Origin of the sequence: Streptomyces sp. NPDC085927, assembly GCF_044540975.1 — a bacterium.
GTDB classification, from domain to species: domain Bacteria; phylum Actinomycetota; class Actinomycetes; order Streptomycetales; family Streptomycetaceae; genus Streptomyces; species Streptomyces hirsutus.
Genome location: NZ_JBITSN010000002.1, coordinates 842,159 through 861,859, shown reverse-complemented (window position 1 = coordinate 861,859; position 19,701 = coordinate 842,159). Strand labels below are relative to the sequence as shown.

Genomic DNA, 19,701 nt, shown 5'->3' with positions numbered 1-19,701 from the left:
AAGGAGCCCCGTGGGAGGGCTCGGGACTGTACCTGTGTGCGGGCCGCGGCCGGGCGGGCGCGGCCGGTCGTGGGGGGGGGGCCGGGCCCCCCCGGGGGGGGGGGCCCCCCCCCGGGCCCCCCCGGGGGGGGGCGGCCGCGGGGCCCCCCCCCCCCCCCCCCCCCCCCCCCCCCCGCCCCCCCCCCCCCCCCCCCCCCCGCCCCCCCCCCCCCCCCCCCGGGGGGGGCCCCCGGGGGGGGGGGGCCCCCCCCCCCCCCGCTCCGGTGTCAGGTGCGGCGCCCCCTGCGGGACAGCAGGACCGCCGCGCCGCCCGCCGCGAGGAGGGCGAGGGCGCCGCCCGCGACGTACGGGGTCGTCGAGTCGCCGCCCGTCTCGGCCAGGCCCGCCTGAGCCGGTGCCGCCTGTTCGGCCCGTGCGCCCTGGGGCTTGACGTCGGTGTCGGTGTCGGAGCCGCTGCCGGCCGGGGGCGCGCCCGCGTCGGCCCGCTCCTCCTTCTGCTGCTCCGGCTCCTGCTGCTCCCCGGGAGCGGCGGGCGCGGGGGCCGCGCCGGCGCCCGGGGCCTCGCACGTGGCCTCGGCGAGGGTGACGGTGCCGTTGACCTCGGCGACGTTCAGCTTCAGCGGGTTGACGGACACCTTGAGCTGCAGTGCGGTGGCGGCGGCCGTACGGGAGGTGGTCTCCGTCTTCGACAGGTCCAGGCGGACCTCGCCGACACCCGGCACCTTGACCTCGGTGGGGCCGGAGGCGGTCAGTCGGGTGCGCTTGCCGAGCACCGTCACCGTGCCGGGCAGGGTGACCGAGGCGAGCGGGGTGCGGCCGGTTTCGCAGACGGCCTTGGAGGTGACCGTCTCGAGCTCGACGAGCGACAGCAGGGGAAGACCGGGCAGATGGATCCGGGCCTTGGCGAGGGTGGTGGAGGACTCGGCCCTGTTCCCCTCGACCGTCGCCTTCGCGTCGGCCACCTCCGCGCGCAGCACGCTGAAGGGCTTGCCCTTGTCGACGCCCTCCAGGTCCGCGGTGAGGGCGGTCCTGCGCGCGCTCTGCGGCGCGTGGACCTCGTTGAGGGAGACGGTGAGCGGGACGTTCACGGTCTTGTCGAGCAGGGCGACGTCGAGCCCGGTGCGCAGGACGACCGCGCTCGCGCTGCCGTGTTCCCCGGTGGCCTGCGCCGGGCCCGCTCCGGCCAGTGCCGCGGGACCTGCGGCAAGGACGGTGGCCGTGGCGACGACGGCCCAACGGCGTGCGGGCATGCGGAAGTTGGTGCTGTTCAAGGTGGTGGGACCCCCATGAGACGTGGGTGGGACCCGGAAAGAATGACCGCACCTGGAGGGGGCCGTCAGCGATCCGACAACACTTCACTCCTTCGTGGTGAGTCCGCCGATGCATTCGATTCCCGAGGTGCTCCAGGGGCACGGCCGTTCCCCTCCGTCGTCCGAGCACCACCCGGTGGGCGGGTTTCGGCCACCGGGCCGTGTCCTCCGGACCATGCCCCGGGCCGTGTCGTCCCTACGCGGCCACGTGCCCGTTCAGTCCTACGCGACCACGTGCCCGTTCAGTACCACCCTGCGCGGGTCCGCCAGCACCCGTACGTCGGCGCGCGGGTCGGAGGCGTAGACGACGAGGTCGGCCGGGGCGCCCTCGTCCAGACCGGGGCGTTCGAGCCAGGCGCGGGCCGCCCAGGTGCCGGCCGCGAGGGCGTCGACGGGCGGAAGGCCGGCGGTGACGAGTTCGGCGACCTCGGCCGCCGCGAGGCCGTGCGGGAGGGTGCCTCCGGCGTCCGTACCGACGAAGACGGGGATGCCGGCGTCGTAGGCGGAGCGCACGGTGTCGTAGCGGCGTTCGTGGAGTCGGCGGAGGTGGGCCGACCAGCGCGGGAACTTGGACTCGCCGCCGTCGGCGAGTCCCGGGAAGGTGGCGATGTTGACGAGGGTCGGGACGATCGCCACGCCCCGTTCGGCGAACAGCGGGATGGTGTCGTCGGTCAGGCCCGTCGCGTGCTCGATGCAGTCGATGCCGGCCTCGACCAGGTCCCGCAGGGAGTCCTCGGCGAAGCAGTGGGCGGTGACGCGGGCGCCCAGCCGGTGCGCCTCGGCGATCGCCGCCTCGACGGCGCCGCGCGGCCAGCAGGCCGACAGGTCGCCGAGGTCGCGGTCGATCCAGTCGCCGACGAGCTTCACCCAGCCGTCGCCGCGCCGGGCCTCCCGGGCGACGTATGCGACGAGGTCGTCGGGTTCGACCTCCCAGGCGTAGTTGCGGATGTAGCGGCGGGTGCGGGCGATGTGCCGGCCCGCCCGGACGATCTTCGGGAGGTCGTCCCGGTCGTCGGTCCAGCGGGTGTCGGAGGGCGAGCCCGCGTCCCGCAGCAGCAGGGCACCGGCGTCGCGGTCGGTGAGCGCCTGCTTCTCGGCGACGTCGTCGGGGACCGCTCCGTGCCGGTCGAGGCCCACGTGGCAGTGGGCGTCGACCAGTCCGGGCAGCACCCAGCCCTCGACGGCCGTCACGTCGCGGGCCCCGGCGGGGCGGTCGTAGGAGATCCGGCCGGCGACGACCCACAGCTCGTCGCGGACCTCGTCGGGCCCGACGAGGACGCGTCCCTTCACATGCAGCACCGTGCGCTCGCTCATGCACCGCACCCTAGTGAGCCACCGCCCGCTACACGGACCCGCCTGCCTGACCGGAGCTCTCCTCCACGTCCGCCATGGCGGGGTCCAGGAGCCGGGAGAGGAAGTGCCGGGTGCGTTCGTGCCGCGGGGCGCCGATGACCCGCTCGGGGGTGCCGTCCTCGACGATCACGCCGCCGTCCATGAAGACGACCCGGTCGGCGACCTCGCGGGCGAAGGTCATCTCGTGGGTGACGACCATCATCGTCATGCCCTCGTCGGCCAGCATCCGCATCACCGCCAGCACGTCGCCGACCAGCTCGGGGTCGAGCGCCGAGGTCGGCTCGTCGAACAGCATCACCTCGGGGCCCATGGCCAGCGCGCGGGCGATGGCGACGCGCTGCTGCTGGCCGCCGGAGAGGGAGGACGGGTAGGCGCCCGCCTTCTCCGCGAGACCGACCCGCTCCAGGTTCGCGGCGGCGGTCCGGGCGGCCTCCGCCTTGCCCCGCCTCAGTACCCGGCGCTGCGGCAGGGTGAGGTTCTCGGTGACGGTGAGGTGCGGGAACAGGTTGAACTGCTGGAAGACCATGCCGATCCGGCGGCGGGCGGCGTCGATGTCGACGTCCGGGTCGGTGAGTTCCGTACCGCCGACGTACACCTGGCCCTTGGTGGGTTCCTCGAGCAGGTTCACGCACCGGAGCAGGGTCGACTTGCCCGAGCCGGACGGCCCGATCACGCAGACGACCTCGCCCCGGCGGACCTCCAGGTCGATGCCGCGCAGCACCTCGTTGCTGCCGAACGACTTGTGCAGCCCGCTGACCCGGATCTCCGGGTTCCCGGGCCGGCTCTCCGGCTGCTCGCCGGGCTGCTTGTCCGGCTGCTTGTCCGGTCGGCTCATTTGACGGCCTCCTGGGCCTTGGCCTCCATACGGCGTACGACGAAGCCGAGCGGAATGGTGATCAGCAGGTAGCACAGGCCGGCGACCAGGATCGGGGTGGAGTTGGCGGTCTGGCTGGCCAGGTCGCGGCCGTACTTGGACAGTTCGCGCTCCTCCAGGGTGACGCCGAGGAACAGCACCAGCGAGGAGTCCTTGAAGAGCAGGACGAGTTCGTTGGTGAGCGGCGGCAGGATGATCCGGAAGGCCTGCGGGATGATGATCGAGACCATGGCCCGCGCGGGCGAGAAGCCCAGCGAACGGGCCGCCTCCATCTGCCCCTTGGGCACCGCCTGGATGCCCGCGCGGATCGTCTCGGCCATGTAGGCGGCGGCCACCAGGCCGAGCGCGAGGGCGACCTTGCCGTAGGTGCCGCCGACGATCTCCGTGCCGGGGAAGGCGAGCGGCACGGCCACGCCGATGAAGATGAAGATCAGCAGGGCGGGCAGGCCGCGGAAGATCTCGATGTAGATGCCCGCCAGCCAGCGGTACGGGCCGACCGACGACAGCCGCATCAGCGCGAGGAGCAGCCCGAGGGCGAGTCCGACGGCGAAGCCGGTCACCGTGTAGAGCACGGTGTTCTTCAGCGCCAGGGTGATGATGTCCGGGAACATCCGCTCGGCGATGTCGAGCTGGGCGAACTGGTTCTTCAGCCTGCCCCAGTCCGCCGAGGCCGCGAAGGCGGCCACGGCGGCGACGAAGACGACGTACTGGGCGCCGCGCGAGAGCCGGCGCTTCTGGGTCCGGGTGAGGCCCTTCTTCCTCAGCTCCGGAGGCACCTTCGTGTCGGCCATGGGATCAGGTGGCAGACGGTTCGGCGGCGGACTCGTCGTACGGGCCGATCCACTGCTCGTACACCTTCTTGTACGTGCCGTCGGCCTTGGCGTCCGAGAGCGCCTTGTTGATGGCCTTCTGCAGCGCGGTGTTGCCCTTCTTCACGGTGAAGCCGTACTGCTCGCCGGTGTCGAGGTTGTCGACGACCTCGAAGGCGTCGGCGGTGGCCTTGTCCTTGAGCCAGCCCTGGACCACCGGGAAGTCGATGACGACGGCCTTGACCTGGCCGGTGCGCAGGCCGTTGAGGACGGCGTCGGAGGACTCGAAGGAGACCGGGTCGAAGCCCTCCTTCTTGGCGTAGTCCTCGCCGGTGGTCTGCGCCTGGGCGCCGAGCTTGACGTTCTTCGACTTCACGTCGGCGAGCGAGCTGACGCCGGCCTTCTTGTCGACGAGGACGGCCTGGGTGGCGTTGAAGTACGGGTCCGAGAAGTCGACGTTCTTCTTCCGCTCCTCGGTGATGGTCATACCGGCCGCGGCCAGGTCGCACTCGCCGGAGTTGAGGAAGGCACCGGTCTTGAAGTTCTCGAACGGGGTGTCGAGGATCGCCTGCTTCACGCCCAGGTCGTCGGCGACCAGGTCGATCAGGGCCACGTCGAAGCCCTGCACCTTGCCGTCGATCTCCGACTGGAAGGGCGGGTACGGAAGGTGGGTGCACGTGGTGAGCTGCCCCGCCTTGGCGAGTTCGACGCCACCGGCCGCGGTCTTGGAGGCGCCGTCGTCCCCGTCGTCGGTGGAGGTGCAGGCGGTCAGGAGCACCAGCCCGGCCGTCGCGGTGGTGGCGGCCAGAACGCGGGTCCTGCGGCCGAGGAGCGTCTTCACTGAGGCCTCCTGGTAGGGAACAAATGAGGTTCTGATTATAAGGAGAGGTTTGGGTTCCTCAAACCAAACCGATGGCTGTGGCGCCGTCCGACCTAAGAACCGGGCGTCGGACCGGGCTCCCCGGCAGCCCGACCGGACGTCCGGGAGGCCCGGTCGGGCGTCCGGGAGGCCCGGTCGGGCGTCCGGGAGGCCCGGTCGGGCGTCCGGGGCCCGGACCGGGTTCACCGGGCGCCGGGGATACGCTCGACTCCGTCGAACCCGTGCCCCGTGCCCCATGCACGACCCGTGGCGCCGTAGAGCCGTGATCTGGAGAGCAACGTCGTGAGCACCCACCCCTTCCTCGGTCTGGCCCCGCTGAGCGCCGCGCACTTCGCCTCGATCGAGGACCGCGTGGCGCGGCTGCTGCGCACCACGCAGGACGTCGTGATCATGCAGGGCGAGGCGCTGCTTCCGCTGGAAGGCGCGATCCGTGCGACCGCCGGACCCGGCACGACCGCGCTGAACGTCGTCACGGGCCCGTACGGGCAGACCTTCGGCGACTGGCTGCGGGACTGCGGCGCCACGGTGATCGATCTGGCGGTGCCGTTCCACACGGCGGTGACGGCCGGGCAGATCCGCGAGGCCTTCGCCGCGCACCCGGAGATCGACTTCGTCTCCCTGGTGCACGCGGAGGCGGCCACCGGCAACACCAACCCGGTCGCGGAGATCGGCGAGGCGGTGCGGGCGCACGGGGCGCTGTTCTATCTGGACGCGGTGGCGTCGATCGGGGCGGAGCCGGTGCTGCCGGACGCGTGGGGCGTGGACCTGTGCGTGATCGGGGCGCAGAAGGCCATGGGCGGCCCGGCCGGCGTGTCGGCGGTGTCGGTGAGCGAGCGGGCGTGGGCCCGGATGGCGGCGAACCCGCGGGCGCCGCGCCGCTCGTACCTGTCCCTGCTGGACTGGAAGCAGCGTTGGATCGACGGGGGCCGCACGGCGCTGCCGCACGCTCCGGCACAGCTGGAGATGCTGGCGCTGGAGGCGTGCGTGGAGCGCATCGAGGCGGTGGGCCTGGAGACGGTGACGGCACGGCACGCGGCGGCCGCGGCGGCGACCCGGGCGGGGGCGCTCGCGCTGGGCGGCGGTCTGGAGCCGTACGTCCACGACGCGGCGGAGGCGGCCCCGGTCGCCACGACCCTGCGGGTCCCGTCGGGCGCGGTGGCCTCCGAGCTGGTGTCCCGCGCCCTGGCCGTGGACCCGGCGCTGCCGCTGGCGGCGGGTGGCGGATCGCTGGCGAAGGAGATGATCCGCGTCAACCACTACGGCCCCGACGCGACCCGGGGTGTGGTCCGGGCGAGCCTGACGGCCCTGGGCACGGCACTGGCGGAGCAGGACCTGCCGGTGGACGTGCAGGGGGCCCTGCGAGCGGCCGACCGCGGCTGGCGGTAGCCGACCGCTGCCCGGCACAGCCCGGCGCCGGACAGGCGGGCACGAGCGGAGAAGCCGAGCGCACGCGGGACCAGTGGCGAGTCCGGGCACCTGCCCGCGGGGCGGGTCGGAGTAGCCAAGCGCGCGGGACGAGCGCCGGACGGCATCGGGCGGACCTCGGACGAGTACGGACGGGCTGTGGACGGGCCGTTCCGGGACCCGGGCGAGGCCGGACCGCGCCGGGCGCCCACCCGGCCGGGGCGCACACGGGCCGTGACGGTCAGTGCCGGCTCTTTTCCGAAGTGCATCGATGGTGACACCGCAGCGTGACAACGGCACGACCGAACGGAACGGGAAGCCCGAGCCGAAGTCGAGCACAAATTCATGGGATTATCGGAAGCCGCTCACGGGTATTCTCCCCCGCCATTCTCCAACTTATTTCAATATTACATTCCAGTGCAGCTTCCCATGTTCTCTTGCCCCCTCTCTTCAACCTTAAACACATCAATTTTCCGCAGACCCGAACCGACGCATCCCGGACACCGTCACGGGTGTTATGGACTTGTGACCAGCCTCACGAGGCACCTGATTCGCGGCTTAAATCCCGCCCGAACCGGGGCATTCCGTCAGGCTTCCGCTTGCGGCTTCACGCTCGCGCGATAACATAGACAAGCCACTCAGGTAACCCCGACAGCCGATGCAATTTCGAATTTACCTGGGTAAGTTCAATTCACATGACTGCCGGACAAGCAGACCTGCAAATCGACCGCCCCGCCCCGGCGGACGGAGCCGCGCTGTGGCGGATCGCAAGGGACTCGAAAACCCTCGACCTGAACTCGTCGTACAGCTATCTCCTGTGGTGCCGGGACTTCGCCGCCACATCCGCCGTCGCACGTGACGCCGGCGGGGAGCCGGTCGGCTTCGTCACCGGCTACGTACGGCCGGACAGCCCGCACACCCTGCTCGTCTGGCAGGTCGCGGTGGACGAGACGCACCGCGGCCGGGGCCTGGCCGCCGCACTGCTCGACGGTCTGGCCGCACGGACCGTCGCGGAACACGGAGTGACCACCGTGGAGACCACCATCACACCGGGGAACACCGCGTCCGAGCGCCTGTTCACCGCGTTCGCCGAACGCCACGGGGCCCGGCTGGAGCGCGAGGTGCTGTTCGAGGCGGAGCAGTTCCCCGACGGACCGCACGACCCCGAGGTGCTGTACCGCATCGGTCCCCTCTCCCCCTGACCACCGGCCCCACGCACACGGACCCGTGCGTCACTCCGCCGGTCCCGGACTCCCTCTGACTTCCCACGCCACTGAGGAGCGATTCGTCGTGACCATCACCCAGCCCGATCTGAGCGTCTTCGAGACCCTTGAGTCCGAGGTGCGCAGCTACTGCCGTGGCTGGCCCACCGTGTTCGACCGAGCGCACGGCAGCCGCATGTACGACGAGGACGGCCATGAGTACCTCGACTTCTTCGCCGGAGCCGGCTCACTCAACTACGGCCACAACAACCCCGTACTGAAACGGGCGCTGATCGACTACCTGGAGCGGGACGGCGTCACGCACGGGCTCGACATGTCGACGACGGCCAAGCGCGCGTTCCTGGAGTCCTTCCAGAACTGGATCCTGCGTCCGCGCGACCTGCCGTACAAGGTCATGTTCCCGGGCCCGACCGGCACCAACGCCGTGGAGTCGGCGCTGAAGCTGGCCCGGAAGGTGAAGGGCCGCGAGGCGATCGTCTCGTTCACCAACGCCTTCCACGGCATGTCGCTGGGTTCCCTGGCCGTGACCGGCAACGCCTTCAAACGCGCCGGGGCGGGCATCCCGCTGGTGCACGGCACGCCGATGCCGTTCGACAACTACTTCGACGGCCAGGTCCCCGACTTCCTGTGGTTCGAGCGGCTCCTGGAGGACCAGGGCTCCGGTCTCAACAAGCCCGCCGCGGTGATCGTCGAGACCGTGCAGGGCGAGGGCGGCATCAACGTCGCCCGGCCCGAGTGGCTGCGCGCCCTGGCCGAGCTGTGCGAACGCCAGGACATGCTGCTCATCGTCGACGACATCCAGATGGGCTGCGGCCGTACCGGCGCCTTCTTCTCCTTCGAGGAGGCCGGCATCACGCCCGACATCGTCACCGTCTCCAAGTCGATCAGCGGCTACGGGCTGCCGATGGCGCTGACCCTGTTCAAGCCCGAACTGGACGTCTGGGAGCCGGGCGAGCACAACGGCACCTTCCGCGGCAACAACCCGGCCTTCGTCACGGCGACCGCCGCCCTCGAGGCCTACTGGGCCGACGGGTCGGCGATGGAGAAGCAGACCCGTGCGCGCGGCGAGCAGGTCGAGCAGGCGATGGCCGCCATCGCCGAGGAGAACCGCGCCGACGTGAAGGAGTACCGCGGTCGCGGGCTCGTGTGGGGCATGGAGTTCCACGACAAGGCGCGGGCCGGGCGTATCGCCGCGCGCGCCTTCGAGCTCGGGCTGCTGATCGAGACGTCCGGCCCGGAGAGCGAGGTCGTCAAACTCCTTCCGGCCCTGACCATCACCCCGGAGGAGCTGGACGAGGGGCTGACCACGCTGGCCCGCGCCGTCCGCGAGACCGCCTGAACCGTCCGGACAACCGGAATACTCCGGTCCGTCCGGGCCACCCGAACAGGGTGGACCCCCTGAACCGTCCGGGTCCCGGGCCGAGGCCCGGGACCCGGACGGCACGCGGGCACCACCGGCACCACCATCGAGGAGGCATCGCAGCACCGTGATTGTCCGTTCCTTCAAGGAGATCGAAGGTACCGACCGGCACGTGAAGTCCGCGTCCGGTACCTGGGAGAGCAAGCGCATCGTCCTCGCCAAGGAGAACGTCGGCTTCTCCCTGCACGAGACCATCCTGTACGCCGGTACGGAAACGTCGATGTGGTACGCGAACCACATCGAGGCCGTCGTCTGCGTGGAAGGAGAGGCAGAACTCACCGACCACGACTCCGGGCTGACGCACACGATCACGCCCGGGACGATGTACCTCCTCGACGGGCACGAGAAGCACACGCTGCGGGTGAAGAAGGACTTCCGCTGCCTCTGCGTCTTCAACCCGCCCGTGACCGGACGGGAGGACCACGACGAGAACGGCGTATACCCGCTGCTCACCGAGGAGGTGTGAGGTTCCATGACCACCGTTACCACCAGCACCCAGACTCACGTCCCCGACCTCTATCCCACCCGGGGCAATGCCGAGGTGCTCACCCCTCGGCAGGACCCGGTCGTCTGGGGCGCCCCCGACGCCCCCGGCCCGATCGCTCCGGCCGACCTGGGGTCGTTCGAGCGTGACGGTTTCCTCGCCGTCGACCAGCTGATCGGCGACGACGAGGTGGCCGTCTACCGGGACGAACTGAACCGGCTGGTCTCCGACCCGGCGATCCGGGCCGACGACCGGTCGGTCGTCGAGCCGCAGTCCCAGGAGATCCGGTCGGTCTTCGAGGTCCACCGGATCAGCGAGGTGTTCGCGCGGCTGGTGCGCGACGAGCGCGTCGTCGGCCGGGCGCGGCAGATCCTCGGCTCCGACGTGTACGTCCACCAGTCGCGGATCAACGTCAAGCCAGGCTTCGGGGCCAGTGGCTTCTACTGGCACTCGGACTTCGAGACCTGGCACGCCGAGGACGGACTGCCGCGGATGCGGGCGGTGTCGGTGTCGATCGCGCTCACCGAGAACTTCGACACCAACGGCGGGCTCATGATCATGCCGGGGTCGCACAAGACGTTCCTCGGGTGTGCGGGGGCCACGCCGAAGGACAACTACAAGAAGTCGCTGCAGATGCAGGACGCGGGTACGCCCTCCGACGAGGGGCTGACCTCGCTGGCGTCCGAGTACGGCATCAAGCTGTTCACCGGCAAGGCCGGCTCGGCGACCTGGTTCGACTGCAACTGCATGCACGGCTCCGGGGACAACATCACGCCGTTCCCGCGCAGCAACGTGTTCATCGTGTTCAACAGCGTCGAGAACACGGCCGTGGAGCCGTTCGCGGCGCCGGTCCGGCGGCCCGAGTACATCGGGGCCCGGGACTTCACTCCGGTGAGGTGACCACGTCGGTCTGAACACGCCGGCGTGACCACGACCGCGGGCCGGGCCTCCTCGTGTGGGACGGGGGGCACCGGCCCGCTGCCGTACCCGCCCGCGGCTGTTCCCACCCGGGCGGCCCGGCGTGAGCACGGGTGAGCGCGGGTGGGCGCGGGCGGCTCAGCCGGGCAGCGCGTCCAGCAGCCGGTCCACGTCGGCCGGGGTGTTGTAGAGGTGGAAGGACGCCCGCAGATGGCCGGCCCGGTCGGACAGGGCGAAGCCCGCCCTGCTCAACTCCGGCTGGAGGCGGCCCAGTCCCGGCACGGACACGATGGCCGAACCGGGTGAGGGTACGGGCTCGTGCCCCAGCGCGACGAGCCCCGCGCGGAAGCGGTCGGCGAGGCCGACATCGTGGGCGTGGACGGCGTCCACCCCGATCTCCTCGACGAGTTCGAGGGAGGCCCGCAGCCCCGCGTAGGTGAAGAGGACGGGACTCGTGTCGAACCGGCGGGCGGAGTGGGCGAGTTCGGCGACGGGCCCGTAGGCGCTGTCCCAGGGCTTCTCCGCCGCGGTCCAGGCCGCCTGTACGGGGACCAGGTCTCCGAAGTCCTCCGGTACGGTCAGGAAGGCTCCGCCGTGCGGGCCCAGCAGCCACTTGTAGACGATGGCGACGGAGTAGTCGAAGGCACCGGCGTCGACCGGCAGCCAGCCGATCGCCTGGGAGAGGTCGACGTAGGTACGTGCGCCGTGCTCCCGGGCCGCCTCGCGCAGCGCGGGCAGATCGGCGATCCGGCCGTCGGCGGACTGCACGGCGCTGACGGCGACGAGGGCGGTGTCCGGACCGACGGACTCGGCGAGCCGCTCCAGCGGCACGGCCCGCACCTTGAGGTCGCCGCGGACGTGGAACGGGTTGACCACCGAGGCGAAGTCGTTCTCGACCGTGAGGACCTCGGCGCCCGGCTGCAGTGAGGCCGCGATCAGCGCGGTGTACAGGGTGACGGTGGTCCCGGCCGCCACGCGCTCGACGGGGACGCCGGCCAGCCGGGCGTACGCGGCCCGGCTCGCTGCGACGTCGTCGTACAGCGGGTCCAGCGGACCGCCCTCGGCCCTCAGCCGTACGGCGTCCCCGAGGGCGGTCACCGCACGGGCGGGCAGGAGGGCGTTGGCGGCGGTGTTCAGGAAGGTGTTCTTCGGGGTGAACTCGGCACGGACGAGATGCTCGAAGGTCTCTAAGTTCTTCATGGGACCACTCTGCGGCCCCGGCACCTCCCCGTCCAACGGCTTGTTCCGCACGAAACCGCCGGGCAGTCCTGATGGATACGTCCCGACCCGGGAAGACGCGGCGCGAAGGATGCGGCTCGGCGGTCGCGGCGCGGCCGGTTCAGGTCTGCGGCACCTCGCAGCCGTCGGGGCCGCAGGCCTCCGCTTCCCCCTCGACGATCTTCAGCTGCGGGCGTGCGCCCCAGGCCTGGTTCAGTGCCTGGGTGAACACCTCGGCGGGCTGGGCGCCGGAGACCCCGTACGTGCGGTCGAGGACGAAGAAGGGCACGCCCCGCGCGCCGAGTTCCGCGGCCTCCCGCTGGTCCTCGCGCACCTCGGCGGCGTACGCCTCCGGGTCGGCGAGGACCGCGCGGGCGGCATCGGTGTCGAGGCCGGCGGCGCCGGCGAGTTCGAGGAGGCGGTCGTCGTCGCCGAAGACGGACCGCTCCTCGGCGAAGTTCGCCTTGTAGAGCAGGTCGAGCAGCTCCGCCTGGCGGCCCTTCTCGCGGGCGAAGTGCAGCAGGCGGTGCATGTCGAAGGTGCCGCCGTGGTCACGGCCCCGGGTACGGTAGGGCAGCCCCTCGGCGGCGGCCTGGGTACCCAGGTTGTCCTCGCCGGCCTCGGCCTGCGCCCGGCTCATGCCGTACTTCTCGGTGAGCATCGAGAGGACGGGCTGGATGTCGTCCTTGGCCCGGCCCGGGTCCAGCTCGAAGGAGCGGTGCACCACCTCGACGTCGTCCCGGTGCGGGAACCCGCTGAGCGCCTTCTCGAAGCGGGCCTTGCCCACGTAGCACCAGGGACAGGCGATGTCCGACCAGATCTCGACACGCATCGTTGAGGCACTCTCCCAGTCGTAGGGCACGGAGACTCCCTCCGCCGGCTGCATGAACCTTCAACCAGTGCGGTTCATTCCCCGGGCACCGCGAGGCGCAGGTACAGGTGGTGGTCGTCGGGGGCGGGAGGGTGTGCCGGGCCGGGGGGCCGGCCCCGGCGGGTGGCGCTCCCCGCCCGGCCCCCGGGGCTCCCCCGATCCCGCCCTCAGCCGCCGTCGCGCAGGTCCTGCGGCCAGTTCGGCCGGAACTCGATGTGGTCGTAGGTGACCACGCAGCCCTCGCCCATCGGGGACTGGGTCATGAAGCCGACGAGGGCGGCTCCCGTCTCCTTCTCCGCGTCGAGGGTGAAGAGGCGGACGAAGGTCCAGCGCTCGCCGTCGCGGGAGGCGTGGAAGGCGAAGGCGCGGCCGGTGCGGCTGACCCTCAGCCACACGGAACTCCCGTCCACGGTGAAGGAGTTGGCGTCGTCGGAGTGGCCCCGGGTGACGACCGTGCAGACGGTGGGCACGTCCGGGGAGTACTCCAGGCACAGCTTGGCCCAGTTCCGCTCGCCGGTGTGGACGTAGAGCACCCCGGCGTCGAAGGCGGCGGAGAAGCCGACGGTGACCCGGGCGATCAGCTGGAAGTCGCCCTCGGGGGCGCCCAGCAGCCGGGGTGCGTCGGTGGCGGGCTCCAGGGCCTCCCCGGTGGGCGGTACGAAACGGTCCTGGCGCGGTCCGGCCCAGCCGGTGAGGACGCCGTCCTCGTGGGACCAGTGCCCGTCGGGACCGTAAGTGCGCAGGGGGAAGGGCAGTTGGGGAAGCTTCACGTCCATGGGAGGAGTCTCGCAGCTCCCCCGCCCGCACGGGGCCCGCCCGGCGGATCACGCCGGACGGGCCCCTGTGCACGCGGTGGACCCGCTCCGCCGTGCGCGGTCAGCGTTCCAGGCGGCCGTTGAACCGGCGCGGCAGCCCGAGCGGGTTGTCGTCCCGCAGTTCCTGCGGCAGGAGGGCCGCCGGACTGTTCTGGTAGGCGACGGGGCGCAGCCAGCGCTCGATGGCGGTGCCGCCGACCGAGGTGGAGGTGGAGGTCGTCGCCGGGTAGGGGCCGCCGTGGTGCTGGGCGGGGGCGACCGCCACACCGGTCGGCCAGGCGTTGACGAGTACCCGGCCGGCGAGCGGGGTCAGCTCGTCGAGGATCTCCGCGCCCCTGCCCTCTCCCGCGCCCTCCTCCTCGGAGAGGTGGACGGTGGCGGTGAGGTTGCCGGGGAGGCGGGAGAGGACGGAGCGGACCTCCGCGTCGTCCTCGTAGCGGACCACGACGGTGACCGGGCCGAAGCACTCCTCCAGGAGCAGGTCGTGCTCGCCCTCCGCGGCGAGCCTGCTCGCCGGCACGGTGAGGAAGCCGGCGCTGACGGTGTGCTCGCCGCCCGCGCCCGGCGTCACCGGGGACTCCACGTCGGGCAGCCGGCCCCGCTCGGCGACCCCGGCGACGAAGTGGTCGCGCATGCGGTGGTCGAGCAGGACACCGGCGTCGGTGTCGCTGACGGCGTCGGTCAGGGACTTGACCAGGCGGTCGCCGGCCGCGCTCGCCGGGGCGAGGACGAGCCCCGGCTTCACGCAGAACTGGCCGGTGCCGAGCGTCATCGAACCGGCGAGCCCGGCGCCGATCGCCTCGGCGCGCTCGGCGGCGGCGGCCTCCGTGACGAGGACCGGGTTCAGGGAGCCCAGCTCCCCGTGGAACGGGATCGGGACCGGGCGGGCGGCCGCCGCGTCGAAGAGGGCCCGGCCGCCGCGTACCGAGCCGGTGAAGCCGGCCGCCGCGACCAGCGGGTGCCGGACCAGCTCGACGCCGGCCTCGAAGCCGTGCACCAGGCCGAGCACGCCCTCGGGGATGCCGTGCCGGGCTGCCGCCCGGCGCAGCACCTTGGCGACCAGCTCGGACAGGCCGGGATGGTCGGGGTGGGCCTTGACGACCACGGGGCAGCCGGCCGCGAAGGCACTCGCGGTGTCGCCGCCGGGGACGGAGAAGGCGAAGGGGAAGTTGGAGGCCGAGTAGACGGCGACGACGCCCAGCGGGACCTTGTAGCGGCGCAGGTCCGGAACGGGCGGGGTCGCGGTGTCGTCGGGGTGGTCGATGACGACGTCGAGGAAGGCGCCCTCGTCGACGATGCCGGCGAAGGCCCTCAGCTGGTAGCAGGTGCGGGCGAGTTCGCCGGTGAGGCGGACCGGTCCGAGGGCGGTCTCGGCGTCGGCGGCCTCGACGAGCGTGCTCTTGGCGGCCTCGAGTTCGTCGGCGGCCGAGCGCAGGAAGGCCGAGCGGACGGTGCGGTCGGCCAGCGCGCCCCGCGCCTGGTGGGCGGCCCGGACGGTGGCGTCCACCTCCTGGACCGTGGCCTCCACCGCGACCTGTTCCCGCTGCTTCCCGGTTCGGGGGTCGACACTCCAGACTGGTGCTGCTGCCACCGCGAGTCCCTCCGCTTGACTGCCGCTTGCAATGCCGCAGTATGTACGTCATCCACCAGGAGCGTTCGATATACTGAACACTGTCTCTGATGATGAATATGCTGTTGGAGACTATAACTTCAGCTCCTCGTCGAACGAAGGGTCAAGGGCATGTCGGCTGGCGAGACGGGCGGCGGCGCGCAGGTCAAGTCCGCGGTGCGGACCGTTGAACTGCTCGAGTACTTCGCCGGGCGCCCCGGCATGCATTCCCTGGCGGCGGTCCAGGAGGCCGTCGGCTATCCCAAGTCGAGTCTCTACATGCTGCTGCGCACCCTCGTCGACCTCGGCTGGGTGGAGACGGACGCGACGGGCACGCGGTACGGCATCGGCGTGCGGGCCCTGCTCGTGGGCACGTCGTACATCGACGGGGACGAGGTCGTGGCGGCGGCCCGGCCCACGCTGGACCGGCTGTCGGACGACACCACGGAGACGATCCACCTCGCCCGGCTCGACGGCACCAACGTGGTGTACCTGGCCACCCGGCAGTCGCAGCACTATCTGCGCCCCTTCACCCGGGTCGGCCGCCGGCTGCCCGCGCACTCGACGTCCCTCGGCAAGGCACTGCTGAGCACGTACACGGACGAGCAGGTGCGCAAGATGCTCCCTCAGACGCTGCCCGCCCTCACCGAGCACACGATCACCGACCGGGAGAAGCTCATCGAGGAGCTGCACCAGGTGCGGGAGCAGGGCTTCGCGGTGGACCGCGAGGAGAACACGCTGGGGCTGCGCTGCTTCGGGGTGGCGATCCCGTACCGCACTCCCGCGCGGGACGCGATCAGCTGCTCGGTGCCGGTCGCCCGGCTCACCCCCGCGCACGAGCAGATGGTCAAGGACGCCCTGTTCGACGCGCGCGACCGGCTGACGCTGGCCACCCGGAGGCTCTGACCGTGACCGGCCCGGAGATCGCGCTGCGCGCGGTGCACGACAGCGACCTGCCGGTCTTCTACCGGCAGGCGAACGACTCCCGGGCGCTGCGCATGGCGGCCTTCACCGCCGAGGACCCGGCCGACCGGGAGGCGTTCGAGGCCCACTGGGCGCGTATCCGCACCGCGCCGGACGTCGTCGTGCGCACGGTGCTGTGCGACGGCGACGTGATGGGCCACGCGGCGGTGTACGGGGCGCCGGGCGAGCGCGAGGTGACGTACTGGATCGACCGCGCGTACTGGGGCAGGGGCATCGCCACCGCCGCCCTGCGCGCCCTGCTGGCCGAGGTGACCGAGCGCCCGCTGCACGCGCGCGTGGCCGCGGACAACGCGGGGTCGCTGCGGGTCCTGGAGAAGTGCGGCTTCCGGGTCGTCGCGCGGGAGACGGGGTACGCGCCGGCGCGGGGCGCCGAGACCGACGAACTCGTCCTCAGGTCGGCCGGCTGACCCCTGCTCCTCCCCCGTGCGGCGGAGGCGGATCGTCACCGCGCGGGACGTGGCCGCGCGGGGTGCCGCGGGAGTCTGAGGACATGCCACGGACACGCGTCTCCTCAGCCACCGCCCCCGTCGCCGTTCCCGCCGCCTCCCCGGTCCCCGTAAGCCGTCCCCGCCGACTGCTGCGGGCGCTCGCCGTCGTCTCCTGTGTGCCGTACATCGGGCTCAAGACCGCCTGGCTCGCGGGGAGTCGGGCCGGCATCCCGGACGGCAGCGTGCTGCTGGACCACCGCGTGCAGACGGCCGTGGTCAACGGCCTGTCCCTGCTGATGGACAGCGCGGTGATCGTGCTGGCCCTGGTCCTGACCCGCCCCTGGGGTCTGCGGACCCCGGCCTGGCTGCTGGCGTTCCCCGTGTGGGCCGCCACCGGGCTGCTCGCCCCGATCATGGCGGGGTTCCCGTTGCAGCTCCTGGCCCGGCTGGCGGGTGGCGGCGGCGGCACGGCGGGGAGTGGCGAGCCCTTCCTGGAGGAGTGGGTGTTCGGCATCGTCTACACCGGGTTCATCCTGCAGGGGCTCGCCCTCGGAGCCCTGTTCGTCCTCTACGCCCGTGACCGCTGGGGGCACCTGTGGCGCGGCCGGGTGGGGGAACTGCCCGCCGGGAACGTCGGAGCCGCGCAGCGGGCCCTTGCCGGGGCGGCCGCCCTGCTCGCCCTGTTCCCGCTGACCGCCCGTCTGTCGTGGGTGGGCGGCGGCACGGCCGGGCTCAGCGAGGGCCGGGCGGCGGAGCGCGGCAGCGACTTCTACGTCCTGGAGGTCGTCTACATCGGGTTCCTCGCCGCGGCCGTCGCCGGCGGTCTGGTGCTCGCCTTCCGGTGGGGCCGGAAGCTGCCCGTGGCGGTGCCGCTGGGTCTGACCTGGGTGGGCTCCGCCGCCGTGGCCTGCTGGGGCGGCTGGATGTCGGTGGCCTCCATCGGGGCCGTGGACGACATCGCCGACCAGCCGACCGCGCTGATGCATCTCACCTACTCTGGCCAGATGATCGTCGGCATCCTGGTGGCCGCCATCGGCGCCCATCACTTCGCGGAGCGGTCGGCCGGGACGGCACGGCGGCGGGCGGCGTGAGCGGCATCCTTCACCTGCTGTTCGGCCGGCGGGCGCGCCTGCGCTGGGTCCACCTGGTCCTGGGCGGCGCGCTCGCGATGCCGTACGTCCTCGTCGGCTCGGTCGTCATCGGTCCCCTGACCGGCACCACCGACGTCTTCTCCTCTCCCGCCCTCCAGCTCGCCTCGTTCGCCGTCGGCCTGCCGCTCGCCGCCGTCACCTCCCTGTTTCCGCTGACCCGGCCGCTGGAGACCGCCGCCGTGCGCTGGCTGTGCGGGGTGGACGCCGCCCGGCTCGCCGACGGGCCCGCCCGCACCCGCGCCGCGAAGGGCCGTACGGCGGTCTGGTACACGGTGCATCTGGGGCTGGGCGGGGTCATCGCCGGGATGTCGCTGGCGGTGCCGCCGTTCGCCGTCGGGCTGATCGTGCTGCCGCTCTTCGCGGGGCTGCGCGACTCCCCGCTCGGCCTGCCGGAAGTCCTGGACCGCCCCTGGGCGTTGGCGCTCTCGCCGGTCGCCGGCGTGGCATCGCTCCTGGCACTGGCCGGCTGTGTGGCCGGCTGCGGCGTGCTGCTGGCCCGCTGGGCGCCGGCGCTGCTCGGCCCCACCCCCGAGGACCGGCTCGCCGCTGCCGAGGCCCGCGCCGCCGACCTCGCCGTCCGCAACCGGCTGGCCCGTGAGCTGCACGACTCGGTGGGACACGCGCTGAGCGCGGTCACGCTCCAGGCGAGCGCGGCGCGCCGGGTCCTGGACACCGACCCGGAGTTCGTCCGGGGCGCCCTGGCCGCCATCGAGGACACCACGCGCCGCACCGTGGGTGAACTCGACGCCGTGCTGGGTGTGTTGCGCAACGACGAGGACCGGGTCGGCCTGCCCGCGCCCACCCTCGCCACCGGCCTCGACGACCTGCTGCGCGGTACCCGGGCGAGCGGGCTGAAGGTGACGGCCACGATCGGGACACGGCTCCGCGCGCTGCCGGCGATGGTCTCCCGGGAGGCGTACCGCATCGTGCAGGAAGGGCTGGGCAACGTCCTCAGACACGCCGGTGAGGGGGTCGTCGTGACGCTGTGCGTCGAGGTCCGCGACGGCCGTCTGACGATCACCGTCGAGAACCCGCACGGCGCCTCCGTGGCGGCCACCCGCCCCGGCGGCGGCCACGGTCTGCGCGGCATCCGGGACCGGACCCGCCTGCTGGGCGGCACCACCGAGGCCGGCCCGGAGAGCGGCACCTGGCGGCTGCACGTGGAACTCCCTTTGCGGGACGACGGTATGACCCGCGGGCCGTCCCGCGCGGGACGCACCGAACCCGGTCCTCCCGGACCGCCGACCGAGCCCGAGGACACCCCATGACCGGCCCCGCCCCGATCCGTGTCGTTCTCGCCGACGACGAGCGCATGGTGCGCACCGCCCTGCGGGCCATCCTCTCCGCCGAACCGGATCTGGAGGTGGTGGGCGAGGCGGCCACCGGCGCGCAGGCCGTGTCGGTGGTGCGGGAGCACCGGCCCGACGTCGTCCTCATGGACGTACGGATGCCGGAGATCGACGGCATCCGCGCCACCGAGCAGATCCTCGCCGGCCTCGACGACCCGCCCCGGGTGGTCGTCGTCACCACCTTCGAGAACGACTCCTACGTGTACGACGCGCTGCGCGTCGGAGCCGCCGGGTTCCTGCTCAAGCGGGCGGAGGCCGAGGCGCTGGTGGGTGCGGTCCGGCTGGTGGCGCGCAGCGACAGCCTGCTGTTCCCGGAGGCCGTGCGCGCGCTCGCCGCCGGGCACGCGCGTGCGTCCCGTACGCCGCCGCCGTGGGTGGCCAGGCTGACCGGACGGGAGCGCGAGGTGCTGCGGCACATGGCGGCCGGGCGGACCAACGCGGAGATCGCCGGGCGGTTGGAGGTCGGCCCCGCCACGGTGAAGACCCATGTGGCACAGGTCCTGGCGAAGACCGGCACCCGGGACCGCACCCAGGCCGTCATCGCGGCGTACGAGTCGGGCTTCCTGCGCGGATCCTGAACAGCCGATCCCGAACGGTGGTT

General features: G+C 72.4%; 19 protein-coding genes. 10 read left to right on the top strand and 9 right to left on the bottom strand.

Annotated elements, in window-relative coordinates; translation table 11 throughout:
- Nucleotides 1–266 precede the first annotated feature (266 nt).
- From ACIF80_RS08880 to ACIF80_RS08860, 5 genes are all read right to left on the bottom strand, one after another.
- Nucleotides 267–1,271, bottom strand: a complete 1,005-nt coding sequence (locus ACIF80_RS08880; RefSeq protein ID WP_399801160.1) for an SCO1860 family LAETG-anchored protein — start codon at nt 1,269–1,271, stop codon at nt 267–269.
- Between the two features lie 261 nt (nt 1,272–1,532).
- A complete protein-coding gene (locus tag ACIF80_RS08875; RefSeq protein ID WP_399801157.1) occupies nt 1,533–2,624 on the bottom strand; it encodes an amidohydrolase family protein in 1,092 nt (363 codons plus the stop codon).
- Nucleotides 2,625–2,652: 28 nt separating this feature from the next.
- The gene (locus ACIF80_RS08870; protein ID WP_399801155.1) at nt 2,653–3,498 is read right to left on the bottom strand and encodes an amino acid ABC transporter ATP-binding protein; all 846 of its coding nucleotides are present in this window, start codon (nt 3,496–3,498) and stop codon (nt 2,653–2,655) included.
- On the bottom strand, nt 3,495–4,328 hold the full coding sequence (locus tag ACIF80_RS08865) for an amino acid ABC transporter permease (RefSeq protein WP_399801152.1): 834 nt from the start codon (nt 4,326–4,328) through the stop codon (nt 3,495–3,497). Before ACIF80_RS08865 ends, ACIF80_RS08870 begins: the two co-directional genes overlap by 4 nt.
- Nucleotides 4,329–4,332: 4 nt before the next feature.
- Nucleotides 4,333–5,187 carry a transporter substrate-binding domain-containing protein gene (locus ACIF80_RS08860; RefSeq protein ID WP_399801149.1) on the bottom strand — a complete coding sequence of 285 codons (855 nt, stop codon included), beginning with the start codon at nt 5,185–5,187 and terminating at the stop codon, nt 4,333–4,335.
- 321 nt (nt 5,188–5,508) lie between these two features.
- Here ACIF80_RS08860 and ACIF80_RS08855 point away from each other — a divergent pair, with 321 nt between their 5' ends.
- The 5 genes from ACIF80_RS08855 (at nt 5,509) to thpD (ending at nt 10,657) form a co-directional block, all read left to right on the top strand.
- Nucleotides 5,509–6,612, top strand: coding sequence for a pyridoxal-phosphate-dependent aminotransferase family protein (locus tag ACIF80_RS08855; protein WP_399801146.1), 1,104 nt, complete (start codon nt 5,509–5,511; stop codon nt 6,610–6,612).
- A 713-nt stretch (nt 6,613–7,325) separates the two neighbouring features.
- A complete protein-coding gene (ectA, locus tag ACIF80_RS08850; protein ID WP_399801144.1) occupies nt 7,326–7,832 on the top strand; it encodes a diaminobutyrate acetyltransferase in 507 nt (168 codons plus the stop codon).
- Nucleotides 7,833–7,920: 88 nt separating this feature from the next.
- On the top strand, nt 7,921–9,192 hold the full coding sequence (ectB, locus tag ACIF80_RS08845; protein ID WP_399801142.1) for a diaminobutyrate--2-oxoglutarate transaminase: 1,272 nt from the start codon (nt 7,921–7,923) through the stop codon (nt 9,190–9,192).
- A 148-nt stretch (nt 9,193–9,340) separates the two neighbouring features.
- A complete protein-coding gene (locus ACIF80_RS08840; RefSeq protein ID WP_055688181.1) occupies nt 9,341–9,739 on the top strand; it encodes an ectoine synthase in 399 nt (132 codons plus the stop codon).
- 6 nt (nt 9,740–9,745) lie between these two features.
- Nucleotides 9,746–10,657, top strand: a complete 912-nt coding sequence (thpD, locus tag ACIF80_RS08835) for an ectoine hydroxylase (protein WP_399801140.1) — start codon at nt 9,746–9,748, stop codon at nt 10,655–10,657.
- 156 nt (nt 10,658–10,813) lie between these two features.
- Here the strand turns inward: thpD and ACIF80_RS08830 are convergent, their stop codons facing one another.
- From ACIF80_RS08830 to ACIF80_RS08815, 4 genes are all read right to left on the bottom strand, one after another.
- A complete protein-coding gene (locus tag ACIF80_RS08830) occupies nt 10,814–11,875 on the bottom strand; it encodes an aminotransferase class V-fold PLP-dependent enzyme (protein WP_399801138.1) in 1,062 nt (353 codons plus the stop codon).
- A 139-nt stretch (nt 11,876–12,014) separates the two neighbouring features.
- Nucleotides 12,015–12,725 carry a DsbA family oxidoreductase gene (locus tag ACIF80_RS08825; protein ID WP_399801275.1) on the bottom strand — a complete coding sequence of 237 codons (711 nt, stop codon included), beginning with the start codon at nt 12,723–12,725 and terminating at the stop codon, nt 12,015–12,017.
- A 206-nt stretch (nt 12,726–12,931) separates the two neighbouring features.
- Complete coding sequence (locus ACIF80_RS08820; RefSeq protein ID WP_399801136.1) at nt 12,932–13,540, bottom strand: DUF1349 domain-containing protein; 609 nt, start codon at nt 13,538–13,540, stop codon at nt 12,932–12,934.
- A 100-nt stretch (nt 13,541–13,640) separates the two neighbouring features.
- Nucleotides 13,641–15,170 carry an aldehyde dehydrogenase (NADP(+)) gene (locus ACIF80_RS08815; RefSeq protein WP_399801134.1) on the bottom strand — a complete coding sequence of 510 codons (1,530 nt, stop codon included), beginning with the start codon at nt 15,168–15,170 and terminating at the stop codon, nt 13,641–13,643.
- Nucleotides 15,171–15,320: 150 nt separating this feature from the next.
- Here ACIF80_RS08815 and ACIF80_RS08810 point away from each other — a divergent pair, with 150 nt between their 5' ends.
- The 5 genes from ACIF80_RS08810 (at nt 15,321) to ACIF80_RS08790 (ending at nt 19,678) form a co-directional block, all read left to right on the top strand.
- A complete protein-coding gene (locus ACIF80_RS08810) occupies nt 15,321–16,094 on the top strand; it encodes an IclR family transcriptional regulator (protein WP_109379962.1) in 774 nt (257 codons plus the stop codon).
- A 2-nt stretch (nt 16,095–16,096) separates the two neighbouring features.
- The gene (locus ACIF80_RS08805) at nt 16,097–16,579 is read left to right on the top strand and encodes a GNAT family N-acetyltransferase (RefSeq protein ID WP_399801131.1); all 483 of its coding nucleotides are present in this window, start codon (nt 16,097–16,099) and stop codon (nt 16,577–16,579) included.
- 83 nt (nt 16,580–16,662) lie between these two features.
- Nucleotides 16,663–17,691 carry a hypothetical protein gene (locus tag ACIF80_RS08800; RefSeq protein ID WP_399801129.1) on the top strand — a complete coding sequence of 343 codons (1,029 nt, stop codon included), beginning with the start codon at nt 16,663–16,665 and terminating at the stop codon, nt 17,689–17,691.
- Nucleotides 17,688–19,019 (top strand): sensor histidine kinase, encoded by a 1,332-nt coding sequence (locus ACIF80_RS08795; protein WP_399801126.1) that lies wholly within the window; start codon nt 17,688–17,690, stop codon nt 19,017–19,019. Before ACIF80_RS08800 ends, ACIF80_RS08795 begins: the two co-directional genes overlap by 4 nt.
- Entirely contained in the window at nt 19,016–19,678 is a 663-nt protein-coding gene (locus ACIF80_RS08790) for a response regulator (RefSeq protein WP_399801124.1), read from the top strand. The genes ACIF80_RS08795 and ACIF80_RS08790 overlap by 4 nt, the downstream gene beginning before the upstream one ends.
- Nucleotides 19,679–19,701 lie beyond the last annotated feature (23 nt).